Annotated in this window: 16 protein-coding genes; all 16 read right to left on the bottom strand. The window is 55.4% G+C overall.

Annotated elements, in window-relative coordinates:
- Positions 1–293: 293 nt before the first annotated feature.
- Complete coding sequence (locus NTX17_01615; GenBank protein ID MCX5800078.1) at positions 294–689, bottom strand: response regulator; 396 nt, start codon at positions 687–689, stop codon at positions 294–296.
- Between the two features lie 4 nt (positions 690–693).
- Positions 694–3,429, bottom strand: a complete 2,736-nt coding sequence (locus NTX17_01610; protein ID MCX5800077.1) for an ATP-binding protein — start codon at positions 3,427–3,429, stop codon at positions 694–696.
- A 12-nt stretch (positions 3,430–3,441) separates the two neighbouring features.
- A complete protein-coding gene (locus NTX17_01605) occupies positions 3,442–4,404 on the bottom strand; it encodes a response regulator (GenBank protein MCX5800076.1) in 963 nt (320 codons plus the stop codon).
- A gap of 248 nt (positions 4,405–4,652) precedes the next feature.
- The gene (gene tsaD, locus NTX17_01600) at positions 4,653–5,669 is read right to left on the bottom strand and encodes a tRNA (adenosine(37)-N6)-threonylcarbamoyltransferase complex transferase subunit TsaD (GenBank protein MCX5800075.1); all 1,017 of its coding nucleotides are present in this window, start codon (positions 5,667–5,669) and stop codon (positions 4,653–4,655) included.
- 26 nt (positions 5,670–5,695) lie between these two features.
- Positions 5,696–5,971 (bottom strand): ATP synthase F1 subunit epsilon, encoded by a 276-nt coding sequence (gene atpC / locus NTX17_01595; protein MCX5800074.1) that lies wholly within the window; start codon positions 5,969–5,971, stop codon positions 5,696–5,698.
- A gap of 49 nt (positions 5,972–6,020) precedes the next feature.
- Positions 6,021–7,463: a F0F1 ATP synthase subunit beta gene (gene atpD, locus NTX17_01590; GenBank protein MCX5800073.1), complete on the bottom strand. Its 1,443-nt coding sequence runs from the start codon at positions 7,461–7,463 to the stop codon at positions 6,021–6,023.
- 47 nt (positions 7,464–7,510) lie between these two features.
- Positions 7,511–8,410, bottom strand: coding sequence for an ATP synthase F1 subunit gamma (atpG, locus tag NTX17_01585; protein ID MCX5800072.1), 900 nt, complete (start codon positions 8,408–8,410; stop codon positions 7,511–7,513).
- A 52-nt stretch (positions 8,411–8,462) separates the two neighbouring features.
- A complete protein-coding gene (gene atpA, locus NTX17_01580) occupies positions 8,463–10,028 on the bottom strand; it encodes a F0F1 ATP synthase subunit alpha (GenBank protein ID MCX5800071.1) in 1,566 nt (521 codons plus the stop codon).
- Positions 10,029–10,146: 118 nt separating this feature from the next.
- The gene (gene atpH, locus NTX17_01575; GenBank protein ID MCX5800070.1) at positions 10,147–10,695 is read right to left on the bottom strand and encodes an ATP synthase F1 subunit delta; all 549 of its coding nucleotides are present in this window, start codon (positions 10,693–10,695) and stop codon (positions 10,147–10,149) included.
- Positions 10,673–11,176, bottom strand: a complete 504-nt coding sequence (gene atpF / locus NTX17_01570) for a F0F1 ATP synthase subunit B (protein MCX5800069.1) — start codon at positions 11,174–11,176, stop codon at positions 10,673–10,675. The genes atpH and atpF overlap by 23 nt, the downstream gene beginning before the upstream one ends.
- Positions 11,177–11,280: 104 nt before the next feature.
- The gene (locus NTX17_01565) at positions 11,281–11,514 is read right to left on the bottom strand and encodes an ATP synthase F0 subunit C (GenBank protein ID MCX5800068.1); all 234 of its coding nucleotides are present in this window, start codon (positions 11,512–11,514) and stop codon (positions 11,281–11,283) included.
- Positions 11,515–11,531: 17 nt separating this feature from the next.
- A complete protein-coding gene (gene atpB / locus NTX17_01560; protein MCX5800067.1) occupies positions 11,532–12,338 on the bottom strand; it encodes a F0F1 ATP synthase subunit A in 807 nt (268 codons plus the stop codon).
- A 37-nt stretch (positions 12,339–12,375) separates the two neighbouring features.
- On the bottom strand, positions 12,376–12,768 hold the full coding sequence (locus NTX17_01555) for a hypothetical protein (protein ID MCX5800066.1): 393 nt from the start codon (positions 12,766–12,768) through the stop codon (positions 12,376–12,378).
- 30 nt (positions 12,769–12,798) lie between these two features.
- Positions 12,799–13,041 carry an AtpZ/AtpI family protein gene (locus NTX17_01550; protein MCX5800065.1) on the bottom strand — a complete coding sequence of 81 codons (243 nt, stop codon included), beginning with the start codon at positions 13,039–13,041 and terminating at the stop codon, positions 12,799–12,801.
- Positions 13,042–13,574: 533 nt separating this feature from the next.
- Complete coding sequence (locus NTX17_01545; GenBank protein MCX5800064.1) at positions 13,575–15,146, bottom strand: response regulator; 1,572 nt, start codon at positions 15,144–15,146, stop codon at positions 13,575–13,577.
- A gap of 24 nt (positions 15,147–15,170) precedes the next feature.
- The gene (locus NTX17_01540; GenBank protein ID MCX5800063.1) at positions 15,171–15,656 is read right to left on the bottom strand and encodes a hypothetical protein; all 486 of its coding nucleotides are present in this window, start codon (positions 15,654–15,656) and stop codon (positions 15,171–15,173) included.
- Positions 15,657–15,685: the final 29 nt, after the last annotated feature.

Genomic DNA, 15,685 nt, shown 5'->3' with positions numbered 1-15,685 from the left:
GGAAGTTGTGTACAGGGAGGATAGAGAGGAGAGCGGCTTCGAAAGACTGGGTGAGGGATGATCGCAGGTGTCCCTGCGATTCTCAGCGTAGAGTACTGGGTTCTGGATGGTCGCGAGTATCTATGCGACCCTCGGGCGGAAGGAAATGACAGACGGAAACCGGACAGAGGACCAAGTTTGGGATTCTTGCAGTAGCGAGATCCGCAATGAAGTGCTTGATGGCCGGGCCGACTCTTTCAGGCCAAACAGCCGCGGTTCTCGTTCGCAGTCCCTGCATAATGCCCCCTGTCCGGCTAACTCGCAGCCTGTTGCGCGGTGGGTTGACCGAGGATCAGACTTATTCTCTCGACAAGCTTCCTCGGGCTGAATGGCTTGGTGATGTAGTCGTCAGCCCCGACCTGGAAGCCCATCTGTTGGTCAACATTTCTTCCCTTCGCAGATAGAAGAATCACCGGAATGTGCTTTGTCTCGGGGTCAGCCTTGAGTATCTTGCACGTTTCGTATCCGTCTAGCTTAGGCATCATGATGTCTAGAACTATGAGGTCGGGTCTTTCTGCCTTGACCTTGCCGAGCGCTTGCTCGCCGTCCAGCGCAGTTACAACCTCATAACCTTCCATGCCTAGGCTGAAGTCCAGTATGTGGACGATATAGACTTCATCATCCACTACTAGAATCTTCCCCTTTGACATATTCTCAACCTCCTTCCGTCAAGCTTTCAACCGTCTTGCGGTCATGCGAACCCTCTTGATGCCTTGCAACTTTGATGCCCACGGCACCCGCAATCTTCTCTTCTTCCACAGCCTGTGCCAGAGTCTCCACCACTTCCTCATCAAACTGGGTGCCCGCGCACTTGCGGAGTTCTTCGATGGCGGTCAGCTCATCAAGCGGCTCGCGATATGGTCTACCTATGCGCATGGATTCAAAAGCATCCACGACGGCCATGATTCTCGAGCCGAGTGGAATCTGATAGGCGCGCAGCCCTCTTGGATAGCCGGTACCGTCCACCCTCTCATGGTGGCAAAGGATGAGCTCGCTCACCTGTCCCATGAATTCTATGGGCTTCATGATTTCAATGCCTTCTTCCGGATGTTTCCGAAGCAATTCCAGCTCCTTCTCACCGAACCGAGACGAGCTTTCGACGAGTCGCCGCCCAATCTTGACCATTCCCACGTCGTGTATGCTCGCAACGTAAGCCATCACACCCAGCTCTTGCCCGCGCATCCCCATGCGCCTCGCTACTTCCACCGCGTAGTTCACGAAAGCGCCGGAGCACAGCTTCAGGCGGTTCCTGCGCATGTTGACTATGAGAGCCTTGAGGGCGTGGCCCGTGTTCTCTGCGAGCTGCTTGATCGCCTTGTACGACTCGATGTTACTGCAAACGAGTCCGACCCTCTCGGCCAAACAAGAGAGCAAAACCGAGTCGTCGGTTGTGAATGGCGCGCACGATACCTTGTTGTTTATGTTGAGTACTCCGATCACTTTGCCGTCGTGGCTAACCGGTACACTCAGAAGCGACTTCGTCTCGTACTGCGGATGATTGGCCTTGCCGAACCTCCGGTCTTCCTCGATATTTGTGATAAGGAGCGGTTTCCCGTTCTTGGCAACCCAACCCGATATGCTTTCCCCGATCTTTATCCTCGCGTTCTTGACTACGTGGTCGTCCAGACCGAGGGCGGCCTTTATCGTGAGCTCCTGCAGGTCCTCGTCGACCAGCATCAGAGATGCCGTCTTGGCGTTCATGACCTCCGCAATCATCTCGACCGTGAGTTTCACTATGCTTTCCGAGGTACGGTCTTCATCGTCGGTAACGTTGGCTACCGCTTTTGATTCGGAAGCCTTTTGCGGGAAGACGGCGATGAATTTCGAGCCTTGTCCCTCTTGACTTTCAACCTCTATCGAGCCTCCGTGCCATTCCATGATGCTCTTGCAGATCGTGAGGCCCAACCCCGCCCCGCCGTATTCCCTCGCCATGGAGCTGTCGACTTGATAGAAACGGTCGAATATCTTGCCCAGATGCTCCACCGGTATGCCCACGCCGGTGTCCTGCACGACGACGCGCACCATCGGACCTTCCGAATGCACTGCCAGATACACGTTGCCACCTTCGGGCGTGAACTTGGTCGCGTTTCCAGAGAGGTTGATGATCACCTGTTTCACCAGGTCTCTGTCGGCTTCCAGCAGAACCGCCTTCTCGGGCAACTCGACGTTCAGTGTGATGTTTCTCTTCTGAACGATCGAATGAAGTATGTCTGCCACTTCCTTTACGACTTTGTTGACGTCAAACACTTCTTTGCGAATCCGGAACGTGCCGGATTCCAGTTGCGAAAGATCCAGAATCGCGTCGATCAGCCTCGCCAGCCTCTCAGTCTCTTCGTTGATTATCCCCAAGAATTCGCGCTGCATCGTTGCGTTCTTGGCACCAACGTTCTCGATGAGAGTCTCAACGTATGCCTTTATCGACGTGAGCGGCGTCCTCAGCTCATGCGAGACCGTTGAAACGAAATTGGATTTGAGCTCGTTGAGCTCTTTCATCCTCTGAGCCGCCTCTTCCACGCGCTTCGCGTGTTCCTCGAGCTCTCTGTAGAGTCTGGCGTTTTCAATCGCTGTGACCGCCTGAGAACCGAAGATCTCCAGCATTTCGATCGTCTCTATGGACGGAATCCTTCGGTCGGCCGGGTCGTCAACGGAAAGATAGGCGATGAGGTGATCGTCTCTCGTGACGAGGGGGACGAAGAGAACGTCCTCTTCGTGCCATTCACCTTCTTCTCTCGGGCCCAGGTCCGGTACGTACCCGCCCGTGTCGTTCTTGCCGTCCCAGAAATTGCACTTGTGGCTGATGAAGTAGGAGTGACTTATTCTGAACTCGGGCCTTAGCCAACTTTCGAACTCCTCAGTCTTGACGGGATGGCTCTCGAGCTTTCTCATCGCGTCCAACCCAAGTCCCGCGAACGCCTTTGCCTCAAGGCAATTCTCCTGCGGGTTCAGTGTTCGAAGGAGCACTATCTTGAAGCCAAGTGTCTCGCGCACGGCGGACACGATTGCCTGAAGCACGGTCTCGAGATCCAGGTTGGAATTTATTGTCGAGGCCACCTCTATGATGCCCGTCAGCTTCTCGGCCCGTTTCCTGCTCCCGCTCAGTTGGTACTTGTAAAGCTCCGCGATTCTTTCTCTCGCAAGCTCGAGCTCGTCAGTGAGGTGCAGAAGCTTCATACATCTCTCGTCAAGCCCGGACTTCGTGACGATGAGCCTTCTGTTCTTGCCCTGCACTATCGCGACCCAGACGGCGAGCATGACGACTATCGGAACAAGAGCAACACCCGCTAATGTAGTAGACGCCAGGGGAGAGCGACCGCCCGGGACTATATCGAACAGCAATAGCAGCGAAGGGACCAGTCCTGATGTAAGACCGAAGGGCGCGTGCGCGAACATCTCGTTACCTTCCTATGTTCCAGTCTTCGAGGCAGGTGCCTTCTGTTGTTCGGTTCTTCTCTCGCTTACGACTACACTACCGGGCAGAGACTTCCCGTAGGTCTTGAGTTCCGAGGCAATGTCGCTGAGCTTTGCAACGTGCTCTATGACGTAGCGATCACTCTTGACCACGGCGATTGTTATCGAAATGATCGGAAAGCGTTCTATTTCACCGCGACGGTTTCTGACTTCGAGGTAACCTTTCCTACGATCCTCGCTGTTGTACAGGAACTGAACCCTCTGGTCGAATTCAGCCGTTACTTGCTCACCTATCAGTTCGGCGTTGTGCGGCGACGTTATGTAAACAAAATCGTCACCGCCGATTTGACCGACAAAATCCTTGCCGGTGCCCTTTTCCTCCACGGCCTTCAGCAAGATGGCGGCCGTCATCTTCAGGGCATCGTCGCCCCTGTGGTAGCCGTAGAAGTCGTTGAAGGCCTTGAAGGAATCTATGTCACAGACTGCGAACGCAAAAGGTGCTCCGGAATTGATTCTCGCGTTGGCCTCGTTCTCAATCGAGAAGTTTCCCGGAAGACCGGTGAGCGGATTCGCCTCGCGCTGTAATTTGCTCCAGTGTAGTACGGCCTTGACGCGAGCCAGCAGTTCCTTCACGGCGTACGGTTTGGTCACGTAGTCGTTGGCTCCGGACTCAAAGCCTTCTACCTTCTCGATCGGTGTAGACTTGGCCGTGAGCATTATGACCGGAATACGGCTCGTCTCGAACTTGGCCTTGAGCCTCCTGCACACCTCGTAGCCGTCCATCTTGGGCATCATGACGTCCAGCAGTATCAATTCGGGAACGAGGCGTGAGACTTCTTCGATGGCCTTCAGGCCGTCCTCAACGGCTCCGACATCGTAGCCCGCGCCTTCGAGCTGTAGCTTTAGCACTTGGCGGATGTTCGGGTCATCCTCGACCACAAGTATTCTCTGGGCCACAACGTATCCTCCAAAAACGGAAGTCCCCATATGATCGCTGTATAGATTTTGTCTTAGCGCCGTAGTTTTGGGAACGCAATATCCGTGCCAGCCGCAGTCTCCGGTGTCTTTGCTGGCGACCCGACGTATCTATTTCATTAACAACGAATTATAAGATACTAGAACGGGATTTGTGAGAACCGGAAGGCCGTTTTGGCGAGGTAGGTGTTGCAGGTTGCAAGTCACATCGCATGACGCAACGCGGGAGGCTAACTTCGTTCTATTTCAAGAAGTTCCTCGAAGGTGGAAGAGGCTGCGAGAGCAAGAGAGGAGGTTTCTCCCCGACACAGTCTGAGAGTGCCGGCGACTGCCACCATGACGCCGTTGTCAGAGCAAAGCTCGCGCGAAGGCACTATCAATCGCACGCCGAGGGCCGCGCAGGCCCTCTGTGCCGCCTCTCTGAGAGCACGGTTGCGGGCCACACCTCCGGCGACCACTGCTCGTGTCGCGTTTCTTGAACGACACGCTTCGACGAGCTTCTCGACGAGAGCACCAACTATGGCTTTCTCAAACGAGGCGGCCACGTCCGCCTTCAGTTTTTCGTCAAGCGGCGCCTCACGCTCGATGAAGTACTTGACGGCGGTCTTGATGCCGCTGAAACTCATGTCGAATCCCTTGCGCTTGAGCCTGGCTTTGGGAAAAGCTATCCGGTCGGGATCGCCACAAGACGAAAGAGCCTCAATCTCGGGCCCTCCGGGAAAACCGAGTCCGAGCATCTTGGCGACCTTGTCTATTGCCTCACCGGCAGCATCGTCCACGGTGGAACCGAGTAGTTCATAGTCGCCGAATCCTCTGACGTACATGAGCTCTGTGTGACCACCTGAAACGCAAAGACCGACGAAAGGCGGCTCAAGCTGATCTGTTTCCACCAACGGAGCAAAGAGATGAGCTTCAATGTGATTGATACCAATGTAGGGTTTCCCCTGTGCAAAGGACAGGGTTTTTGCAAAACAAAGTCCCACCAAGAGGGAACCAATGAGGCCGGGACCCTTGGTGACGGCGATGGCATCGACGTTCTCAAGCTCCACACCTGCTTCGGCAAGAGCCGTCCTCACCGTGGGAACAATGAGTCTCACGTGCTGTCTCGAGGCAATCTCCGGGACAACTCCACCGTAGAGCCTGTGTATCGACTGCGAGGAAACCACGCTTGAAAGTACGTGTCGGGCGTCGCGCACTACAGCCGCAGCGGTATCGTCACACGAGGTTTCGATTCCCAGGACGAGCAAGGGTGACCCACACTTTCGGAACGTGCTCAGATGTCACGAATTTCTTCAATCGCATCGGCGAGCAGGACGGCCGAGTTTGCCGACACTTCGACAAAACCGCCGCTCACGGCGTAGACTCTTTCGGCGCTTCGTTCGTCGGCCTTCAGGCTTAGCTTGCCTGGTTTGAGGGCCGCGATAAGAGGGGCATGATGCGCCAGGACTCCGAAGTAGCCATCCAAGCCAGGCGCGACAAGAGAAATGATGTTGCCTTCGTAGATCACTTTTTCGAGCGTGAGCATTCTTAGGTGAAAAACATCACTCATCGTGTGTCTCGTGCCGCCGGCCCAAAAACTAGCGTTCCCGTCCGACCGATCATCCTGCGGCCTTTTTCACTTGCTCGGCTTGCACCAAGGCTTCCTCAATCGTGCCCGCCATGAAGAACGCAGACTCGGGAACGTCGTCGTGTTTTCCGTCCACTATCTCTTCAAAACCCCGAACCGTGTCTTCGATCTTTACGTATCTCCCGGGTCTGCCCGTGAATGCTTCGGCGACGAGGAATGGCTGCGAGAGGAATCTCTGAATTCTCCTCGCCCTTGCGACGATGGTCTTGTCTTCTTCGGAAAGCTCGTCGATTCCCAGAATCGCTATGATGTCTTGAAGGTCCTTGTATCTCTGCAGCACCTTTTGAACGGCGCGAGCGACGTTGTAATGCCTCTCGCCCACGACTCTGGGGTCGAGAATCCTGGAGGTGGAATCGAGGGGGTCAACGGCAGGATAAATGCCCAATTGTGAGATCTTCCTGGAGAGCACCGTCGTTGCGTCAAGGTGAGAGAAGGTGGTGGCGGGGGCGGGGTCCGTCAAATCGTCCGCGGGAACGTAGATGGCCTGGACTGAAGTAATGGATCCGGTCTTGGTTGAAGTGATTCTCTCTTGCAGCTCACCCATCTCCGTGCCGAGAGTGGGTTGGTAGCCGACAGCCGAAGGCATCCTTCCCAAGAGAGCCGAAACCTCCGAGCCCGCCTGAACAAAACGGAAGATGTTGTCTATGAAAAGCAAGACGTCCTGGTTCTCCTCGTCACGGAAATACTCGGCCATGGTTACTGCGCTCAAGCCTACTCTCAGTCGTGCGCCCGGAGGCTCATTCATCTGGCCAAAAACAAGCACGGTCTTCGAAAGAACTCCCGACCCCCGCATTTCAAGCCAGAGGTCGTTTCCCTCCCTGGTCCTCTCACCCACTCCTCCAAACACGGAATAGCCGCCGTGCTCCGTCGCAATGCTTCTGATGAGTTCCATGAGAATAACGGTCTTGCCCAACCCGGCTCCGCCAAAAAGGCCTATCTTGCCACCCTTGGGATAAGGCGCGAGCAGATCAATGACCTTTATGCCCGTCTCGAACACGGCCGTCTTGGTTTCCTGGTCTTCAAACGACGGAGGCGTTCTATGAATGGGGTATCTTTTCTCGGGATGGGGGACCGGCCCGAGGTTATCTATCGGGTCGCCGGTAAGGTTGAAGATCCTGCCGAGAGTCTGCTCGCCGACCGGAACCGTGATGGGACCACCGGTGTCAATGACTTTCATGCCTCTCACGAGGCCGTCAGTCGTGGCCATGGCGATGCAGCGGATGATGTTGTCCCCCAGATGCAGCGCCACCTCCAGCGTCAGATCTATGCCGCGTTTCTCGTCCACCACTCTGAGCGCATTGTAAATCTCGGGTAGATCTTCTCCATCAAATTGCACGTCAACGGTCGGTCCGATTACTTGAACAACCTTCCCGAATTTCGTGCCCTTCGGAACGTCAGCCGCAGTTCGTTCCATCAACTCCTCCAGAACCACTCACAATGAGTTCTTTTTACGTTGTCAGTCTATCTCAGCAGTTCCGCCCCTCCGACGATGTCTGCTATCTCTCTCGTGATCGAACTCTGTCGAGCTCTGTTGGCAAGAAGCGTCAGAGTGTCGACCATGTCGTCGGCGTTCTTGGTCGCAAAGCTCATCGCCACCATGCGCGCCGAATGCTCGGAAGCACAAGACTCGGCAAACGTCGTAAACACTTTCGTTGTTACGTACTTCGGCAGAAGCGCTTGCAGAAGCATCCGGGCGTCCGGCTCGTAGATATATTCATACCCGCCGCCGGCGGTTTCGCTGCCTGCGAGGTCGAGAGGAAGGAGCCGGGACGTAATGACCTGCCTCGAACCGGAGGAAATGAAATGTGTGAACACAAGCCATATTTCGTCGAGCATTCCTCCCACGTAGAAGTCGATCAACTTGCTCGTGAACGTGGTCGCCAGACTTCCATCCGCGAAAGCACCGATCTCTGGGACGGAGTGCAACAGTCTCGCTTCCTTTCGTCTGAAATGCAGCAGGGCCTTCCTCCCAACCGGCAGGAAGCGAACTTGCGTGGGCTGCTTGTCTCCTGCGTTAGTTCCCTCCCGGACCGCATCTCTCACGATCTGGCGCGCGAGCCGCTCCGCCTCGCGAATCACATTTACATTGAACGCGCCACACAGCCCTCTGTCCGAGGCGACGACGCAAATCCCGACAGATTTCTTGTCTCTCCGGACAAGAAGCGGATGAGTCGCGTCGGCAGACTTCGCGCACACTCGTTTCACCATGGCCTCCAGACCTTCCGCGTAGGGTCGCGCCGAGAGAAGGCGTTCCTGCGCGCGTCTGAACCTTGCCGCGGAAACCATCTCCATGGCCCTGGCGATCTGGCGCGTACTACTTATGCTCTTGATGCGTCTTCGTATGTCGCGCAGAGACTGCACGTTTTCTGCCCGTCCTCTTTGTTGAAACTCGGAATCTGGAGTCGTCTATCTATCAGGCACGTACCGTACCTTCTTCAGACGCCTTTTCCGCCTGGGCCGCGAATTGGAGGTTCGCCTTGAATTTCGCAGTGAATTCGACGAGAGCCTTCTTGAGTTTTGTCTCCACTTCCTCGGTCAGATCCTTCGATCTTCTTATTTCGTGTGGTACGTCGGGAAATTCGTTGTCCAGAAAGGCCAGGAACTCTTTCTCGAATTGCCTCACGGAATCAACCGGCAGTTCATCGAGGTGCCCCCCCGCGACGGCGTAAATTATCGCCACCTGCCTCTCGAGCGACATTAGTTCGTACTGCGGCTGCTTCAGTATTTCGACCACTCGCTGCCCTCTCCCAAGCTGCGAAAGCGTCACTCTGTCCAGGTCTGCGCCGAATTGCGCGAAGGCTGCGAGTTCGTAGTATTGGGCGAGGTCGAGCTTCAACCTGCCGGCCACCTTTCTCATGGCCTTGGTCTGAGCCTTGCCTCCGACTCTCGATACGGATATTCCGACGTTGATGGCAGGTCTTACACCAGAATAGAAAAGGTCGTTCTCAAGATATATTTGTCCATCGGTTATCGAGATGACATTGGTGGGAATGTATGCAGAGATATCACCCGCCTGGGTTTCGATAAAGGGAATGGCGGTCAGGGAACCTCCTCCAAGTTCGTCGCTCAGTTTCGCAGAACGTTCAAGGAGTCTCGCGTGCAGATTGAAAATGTCACCGGGGTATGCCTCTCTTCCCGGCGGCCTTCTCAAGAGCAGGGAGAGTTGTCTGTAGGCCTGTGCGTGCTTGGAGAGGTCGTCGTATATGATCAAGGCATCCCTGCCGGTGTAAAGAAATTCTTCTCCCATCGCGCAACCGGCGTAAGGCGCAATGTAAAGCATCGGAGCGGGTTCACTGGCCGTGGCCACGACCACGATCGTGTACTCCATCGCCCCGCGGTCTTCCAAAATCTTGACTATTCGGGCGACGTTGGATTCTTTCTGGCCGATGGCCACATAGATGCAATAGAGATTCTGCCCTTTTTGATTGATGATGGCGTCTATGGCGATCGCGCTCTTCCCGGTCTGCCTGTCACCTATCATAAGCTCCCTCTGCCCCCGTCCGATCGGAATCATAGAGTCTATTGCTTTGATTCCCGTCTGGACCGGCTGCTGGACGGGTCTTCGTTCGATCACGTTGGGAGCCCTGAATTCGAGCGGCCGGAATTTCTTGGTCGCCAGGGGTCGCTTTCCGTCGATCGGCTGGCCGAGCGCGTTCACGACCCTTCCCAACAGTTCTTCACCGACGGGAACCTGAGCGACGGTGCCGGTCCTTGTGGCGATGTCGCCTTCCCTGATCTTCTCGTTCGAGCCGAACAGGATGAGCCCGACGGTGTCTATTTCAAGGTTGAGCACCATCCCCATCGTGCCATCCGAGAACTTGACAAGCTCTCCCATCATGACGTCGTCCAAGCCCCAGACTCTGGCTATGCCGTCGCCCACCTGAACGACGGTGCCGACGCTTTTCATTTCGAGCTTGCCTCTGTACTTGTCGAGCTCCTGCCGGATGACCGTGCTTACCTCTTCGGGTCTAAACGCCATGGACTCTCCTTGGAGTTATCTTCTTCAACTCGTCTGCAACTGTAAGCTCGGGGTACCCACGCAATTGTAATTTCACTGTGTCCGCGCAACCGCAATCTCTCTCCCCGCGTCGGTCCCTTCAGTTCATTGACGCGGCAAGAAGCTTACCCTTCAACTCTTCCAGTTCTGTGCGCATGCTTCCGTCTATGACTTTTCCGTCCAGATAAACAACGATGCCACCGATTATGGAGCGATCCACCTTTGTGTCGATCAGTATGGTCTGGCCGGTCAAGGTCTGTAGCCTCGAGGTCAGAAGCTCCGTCTCCTTCTTTTCCAGAGGCACGGCGGACACAATCAAGACTTTCTTGATGCCCTTTCTTTCTTCGTCCATCCGCGTGTACTCTGAAAGAATCTCGGGAAGCAAGGCAATCCTCTTTCGCCTGAGGAGCAGCAGCAAAAATAGCCACGTCGAGTTCTTCACTCTCCCCTGGAATGTGCTCTCAAAGAGGGCCACCTTCTCCGCGTCCTTAACGTCCGGAGACTCGACGAACAAGTGCAGCGCGGGCGTGCGACGGAGCAGGCCGGCAAGACTCTCCAGGTCCGCTCGCACCGCGTCGATGTCGTCTGTATCGTCGGCGAAGCGAAACAGTGCCTCCGCGTATTTCCTAGAAGCGCTTCGACTTTGCATCTACTTGTTCCAGATTCTCTATGAAATCAGCAATCATCTTTCTGTGTTTCTCGACATCCAGAGTCTCTCGCAGAATCTTCTCGGAGGCTCTGACGGCCATGTTCACGACTTCGTTTCTCAACTCCGCGAGCGCCTGGGCACGGTCTCGTTCGATTTCATCGCGCGCGCGACCAAGCATCTCCTTGACGTCGGCGCGTGCTTCCTCCTTTATCTCGGAAGCGACCTTCTGCGCATTCTTCACGGCTTCCTGGAGTCTTGCCCTGGCTTCCGCATCGATTGACTTGAGCTTGTCCTCGTATTGCTGCCGGAGTTTTCCCGCGTCCTCCTTTCGCCGTTCCGCCTCTTCCAGCTCCGAGCGAATCCTTTCTTTCCTATCTTCAAGCATTCGCAGCAGAGGTTTCCAGGCGAATCGCTTCATTATCCAGAGGACAATCAAGAAGCCGAGGATCTGGGTCACTATCTGACCATACTCAAGTTGCATGAATCACTTCAACAGGGCAAGCCCTGCCGCCTTTCTGTTAGAATGGCGCCAACGTCGCCGAACATCGCGTAGGAAGCACGTCCAGACGCGTCGATCGAAATGCTCTAACCGATCCTGCCTTGAAGAACGAACATCGTCACAAGCGCGTAGATCGTGAGAGCCTCGATGAAGGCGAAACCGATGATCATGCCGAGCTGGATCTTCCCGGCAGCCTCGGGTTGCCTTCCTATGGCTTCCATCGCCGCCGCACCCATCTTCCCGAGCGCCAGTCCGGAACCCAACGCGGCTATAGAGACAGCCAGCGGAACTGAAAAGCCGAGCGCACTCTGAAAAGTCATTTTCCAACCTCCCTTCGCTAGTGCTCGTCGTGAGGAAACATCATGAGGAAGTATATAGTGCTCAAAACAGAAAACACAAGCGCTTGGATGGCGCCCGTCAACATGGCAAGAAACACGAACGGCAAATGAAGCGGGATTCCGACGGGCAGATTCAGAAATGCCATGATACTGATTCCCAACCCCACGAAAACGGCGATGAGAACGTCTTCTCCCAGAATGTTGCCGAAAAGTCGCACCGAAAGGCTGAGCGGCTTCGCCAGCTCCGTGATTACGTGCATAGGCAACATCAGCGGAACAAGCAAGATGCCGGCAACGTCGCGCGGACGTCCCGCAAAATGATCGATGTACCCCAGAACGCCAAGATTCCTTATTCCCGTGTACTGAACGTAGATGAAAACTGTGATGGCCAGCGCCGCGGTCGTGTTGATGCTCGAAGAGGGCGATTTCATTCCCGGGATGAGTCCAAACATGTTCATGCAGAAAATGTAAATGAACAAGGTCCCCAGGAAGGGAACGTACTTTTTCCCTTCCTCTCCGAGTATGCCACACACAAAATTGCTGATCCCTTCGACGATCATTTCCAGGAGGTTTTGGAGACCCCCGGGGACAACTCGAGGCCTTCTGGAAGCAAGAAAGCACAGCACGCCGAGAAAAACGGCGATGAGAAACGAAAAGACCACGTTTTCCCAGTGGTGAAGGAACTGGGCAAAGGGCGCGGAACCGAACTTGTCGTAGATGATTGTGACTATGTTCGGAAGCTCCGGCGGACCCTGGGGACCCGCTCCCGTTTTCTCTGAAGCCGCGACTATGTCGAGAAGAGGCACCGTTCCTCCGTCACAGAGCAGGACCATGCCTGAACATTCAGGCGTACGTTCGCCGTCTCCTCGCGCCAACTCGCTCGGCTGCAAGAGTGCCTAAAGCCTTGAGGAGAATAATCGACAACACCAGAGAAAAGCCCGAGACGAGGCTCCCGACCGGGAAAACCCCGACTCTCATGAGGAGAAAACCTGAAGAATAGAGGACCGGAAACTTGACAAGCGCGATCCCTGCGACCCTGGCCGTGCCGGGGTTCTCGCTGCCAAACAGGGTTTCGACCAGAGAGACGGTGACGAGAAGATTGAGCATGCCCCAGAGCGCCCCCAGGAGAAAACCTGATCCGCTTGCTGGAGAAACGTAGGTCGCAAGGAAAAGAGCAACCAGGGGTGCAACCAGCGCGCTTGTTCTGACGACCCTTGTCAAAAACTCAGAATCCAAATCGGGAAGCTCCGCGATCCACGGGCAGGTTCATTGATCACCGGACTCGGTTTCTCTGCCGACCCTCACAATGACTCTGTAAACCTCCCTCGCGCCGGCGACAAAGCCCAGCACGAGGAACGCAATCCACAGAAAAGAGGTGTGGAATCTCTTGTCGAGAAACCGCCCTATGTAGTAGCCCACAACAGGAGAGACCAGGAGAAGAAAGGGTATCAGCGTGACTAGCCCTGCCTGCCGAAGCATGGCATATCGCTCGTCTGGCTTCTTCCCCATAACTGTTTGCATCCCCGCATGTTAGCGTTGGCGTGAGATTTTCTTGGAGTACGGCAACAGGGATGAAATGGGTTCCATTCCAAAGAAGTCATTGATACACGCCAAGAGTCTCAAAGTCAATATGTTTTTGGGAGAAATCCGCCACTTGCTTGGCCCCAGCTTCTGAGAGTGGGGGCGCAGGCCGTCCCGTGCCTGAAGCACTACCCAACCACGTTCACAGCAACCACCCTGCCAGAGGATAACCTGGCCCCCTCAAGAACAAATACCCTTAAGGCAACAAACGTGCCTTTCTCCGGCGCAAATTAACGGCGCGGCGCGATTGTGGAGGGTCGGACGTGGATTCTCTAGTTAATGCAGTTGCAGCGGATTACGGTTGAGAAGAGAGACCTTGGGTGGGAACTCGTCTGATCGGGGCGGGCGGGTCGAGAATCTGAACGGTGAACGGAGTTCACAAAGAGTATCAACGCTGTTCTCGATTCGGGATCCTGGCGCAGGCGGACGCTCCCGAATGGAGGCCATCGGACACGTGAGCGCTATCCGATCTTGACGCTGCCTGCCTTGATGAGTTTAGCGAAAGCCTTGGTCACTGTTGGATCGAACTGAGTGCCGGATTTCTCCACCATCTGAGCAAGAGCTTCCTCAACGGAAAGCGCGTCCCTGTACGCTCTATCGCTCGTCATGGCATCGAAGCTGTCCGCCACGCATGCTATGCGCGCGTACAGAGAAAGCGCGTCCCCTTTCAACCCATCAGGATAACCTTTTCCGTCCAGACGTTCGTGGTGGTGCCTCACTATGTCGATTGCTTTCTCAAGGAACCTGATACCGGTCAGGATGGAGGCGCCCGTCTCCGGGTGACTCTTCACGATCTTCCACTCCTCTTCATCCAGAGCCGTGGGCTTCCAGAGAATCTGTTCGTAGACTCCGAGTTTGCCGATGTCGTGGAGAATCGCACCGAACCTTATGTTCTCTATTTCGTCGGGGCCAAGACCCATGCCTTCCGCGATCGCCGTTGCATATTCGGCAACCCGTTCCGTATGGCCGCGGGTGTAGGGGTCCTTCGCCTCGATCGTGTTCACGAAGGCTTTGATTGTGGCGACGTAAGTTTCCTGGAGCTCGTTGTAGAGTCGCGCGTTCTCGATGGCGATGCCGGCGGAACTGGAAAGGCTTGCCAGCATCTCCATGTCAAGCTCGGTGAAACCATTCCCGTGCACCCTTTCACCGAGCAGAAGGGCTCCAATCAAGCGTCCTCTCACGTGGATGGGATGGCACAGTATGAAGCCCGCCGCGGCAATCGCTTTCACCTGATCGCCGGCGCCTGGACAGCTCTCCAGCTCGTCGATGCCGAGCGGCTTCTCGTGCGAGGCGAGTATGGAACCGAGGGAACTGTCAAAGAGAATCTGGAGATGCTCGACGAGCCCGGGCCTCACACCCTTGGAGAGAGAATGGACCAACACCCTGGAATCCCAACCCTTTGCTATGAAAAAACACGCGCTTTCCACGCGCAACTGACCGACGACGGTGAGAAGAAAAGTGTCAAGAAGGGCCTCGAGTCTGAGGCAACTGTTGAGTTGCTGGCTGAGACCTATGAGAGTGTCCTTGCTGTAAAGCAGCCTCTTGAGCTCGTTGTTGACCTTTTCGAGTTCCTGTTCGCCGCGCTTGATTTCCTTTTCCAGCTTGACGCTGACGTCCGTAAGGATTTTGCTGTCTTCGAAGCCTTTCAAGGCCTTGTCTATTTTTGCAATAAGCTCTCTCGGCGAGAAGGGTTTCATCAGAAAATCGTCGGCACCTTTCAAGAGGCCCTCGAGCCTCGAGGTGGCGTCGCACTGACCCGAGATCAGTATCACGGGCGGGCGGCACCCGGTGCTGCTTGCTTTGAGCGCCGCGCAGACTTCATACCCGTCTGCCTTGGGCATCTTCACGTCAAGAATGACCACGTCCGGCCTGTGTTTGTCTGCGACTTCCAGGGCCTCTCGCCCATCAACCGCGGACAGGACATCGTATCCGTTCTGGGAAAGGGTGATGTGAAGAAGCTCGACCACCCTGGGGTCGTCGTCGGCCACGAGCACCTTTTTCTTCTTGGAGCGCTCGCCGGTGGAAACTGCCATGTTATCCTTCACGTCTGTCATTGGTTATGAACTACGCTCCGTTGTGCACGCTGCCTTCTCGCACACAGAATTGTTTCCAATTGGTCCCAGTACGATGACGACAACGCCGCTCCCAAGCACTATCGCTCCCACGACGATGGGGGCTCTGTCCAGCCACTGCGGCAGTTCCTGAAGGGTTGCTTCCTGTTTCCAAAGGATTCTTTCTGGAACAAGAACTGCCCGCCGGTCTTCCTCTTCGAGAAAGACCGCGGGAATCTCCATCGCTTTCTCCACCGGCGGCTTCAGTCCCACGAGCTCCCACAGATAGTAGACCGGAAGCGCGAGGCCATCCCTCTGAACCTGTGACGGCACCTGCGAAGCATCAATCTCGGTCTGTAGCAGCATACCTACTTGCCTCACGAGTGCCCACCTCACTGCATAAAGCTCTCCATGAGTCTCGAGAACGAGATACGTTTCATTCTCTCTCTTGGCGTCGTCACCGTCGTGCCGGAGAGACTCACGATCGTTCACAATTACTCTCCTTCCGGTTCTTCTGCTGC

It is taken from the genome of Candidatus Eisenbacteria bacterium (genome assembly GCA_026388185.1).
Taxonomy (GTDB): domain Bacteria; phylum Eisenbacteria; class RBG-16-71-46; order JAFGJU01; family JAFGJU01; genus JAPLKG01.
This window is presented reverse-complemented; position numbering and strand designations above follow the sequence as displayed.

Coding starts and splice junctions, on each gene's coding strand:
- NTX17_01610 (MCX5800077.1), bottom strand. CDS start 3,429: ATGTTCGCGCACGCGCCCTTCGGTCTTACATCAGGACTGGTCCCTTCG.
- NTX17_01565 (MCX5800068.1), bottom strand. CDS start 11,514: ATGACTTTTCAGAGTGCGCTCGGCTTTTCAGTTCCGCTGGCTGTCTCT.
- atpF (MCX5800069.1), bottom strand. CDS start 11,176: ATGCAACTTGAGTATGGTCAGATAGTGACCCAGATCCTCGGCTTCTTG.
- NTX17_01550 (MCX5800065.1), bottom strand. CDS start 13,041: ATGGGGAAGAAGCCAGACGAGCGATATGCCATGCTTCGGCAGGCAGGG.
- atpC (MCX5800074.1), bottom strand. CDS start 5,971: ATGAGTGATGTTTTTCACCTAAGAATGCTCACGCTCGAAAAAGTGATC.
- atpH (MCX5800070.1), bottom strand. CDS start 10,695: ATGCAAAGTCGAAGCGCTTCTAGGAAATACGCGGAGGCACTGTTTCGC.
- NTX17_01545 (MCX5800064.1), bottom strand. CDS start 15,146: ATGGCAGTTTCCACCGGCGAGCGCTCCAAGAAGAAAAAGGTGCTCGTG.
- NTX17_01615 (MCX5800078.1), bottom strand. CDS start 689: ATGTCAAAGGGGAAGATTCTAGTAGTGGATGATGAAGTCTATATCGTC.
- atpA (MCX5800071.1), bottom strand. CDS start 10,028: ATGGCGTTTAGACCCGAAGAGGTAAGCACGGTCATCCGGCAGGAGCTC.
- atpD (MCX5800073.1), bottom strand. CDS start 7,463: ATGGAACGAACTGCGGCTGACGTTCCGAAGGGCACGAAATTCGGGAAG.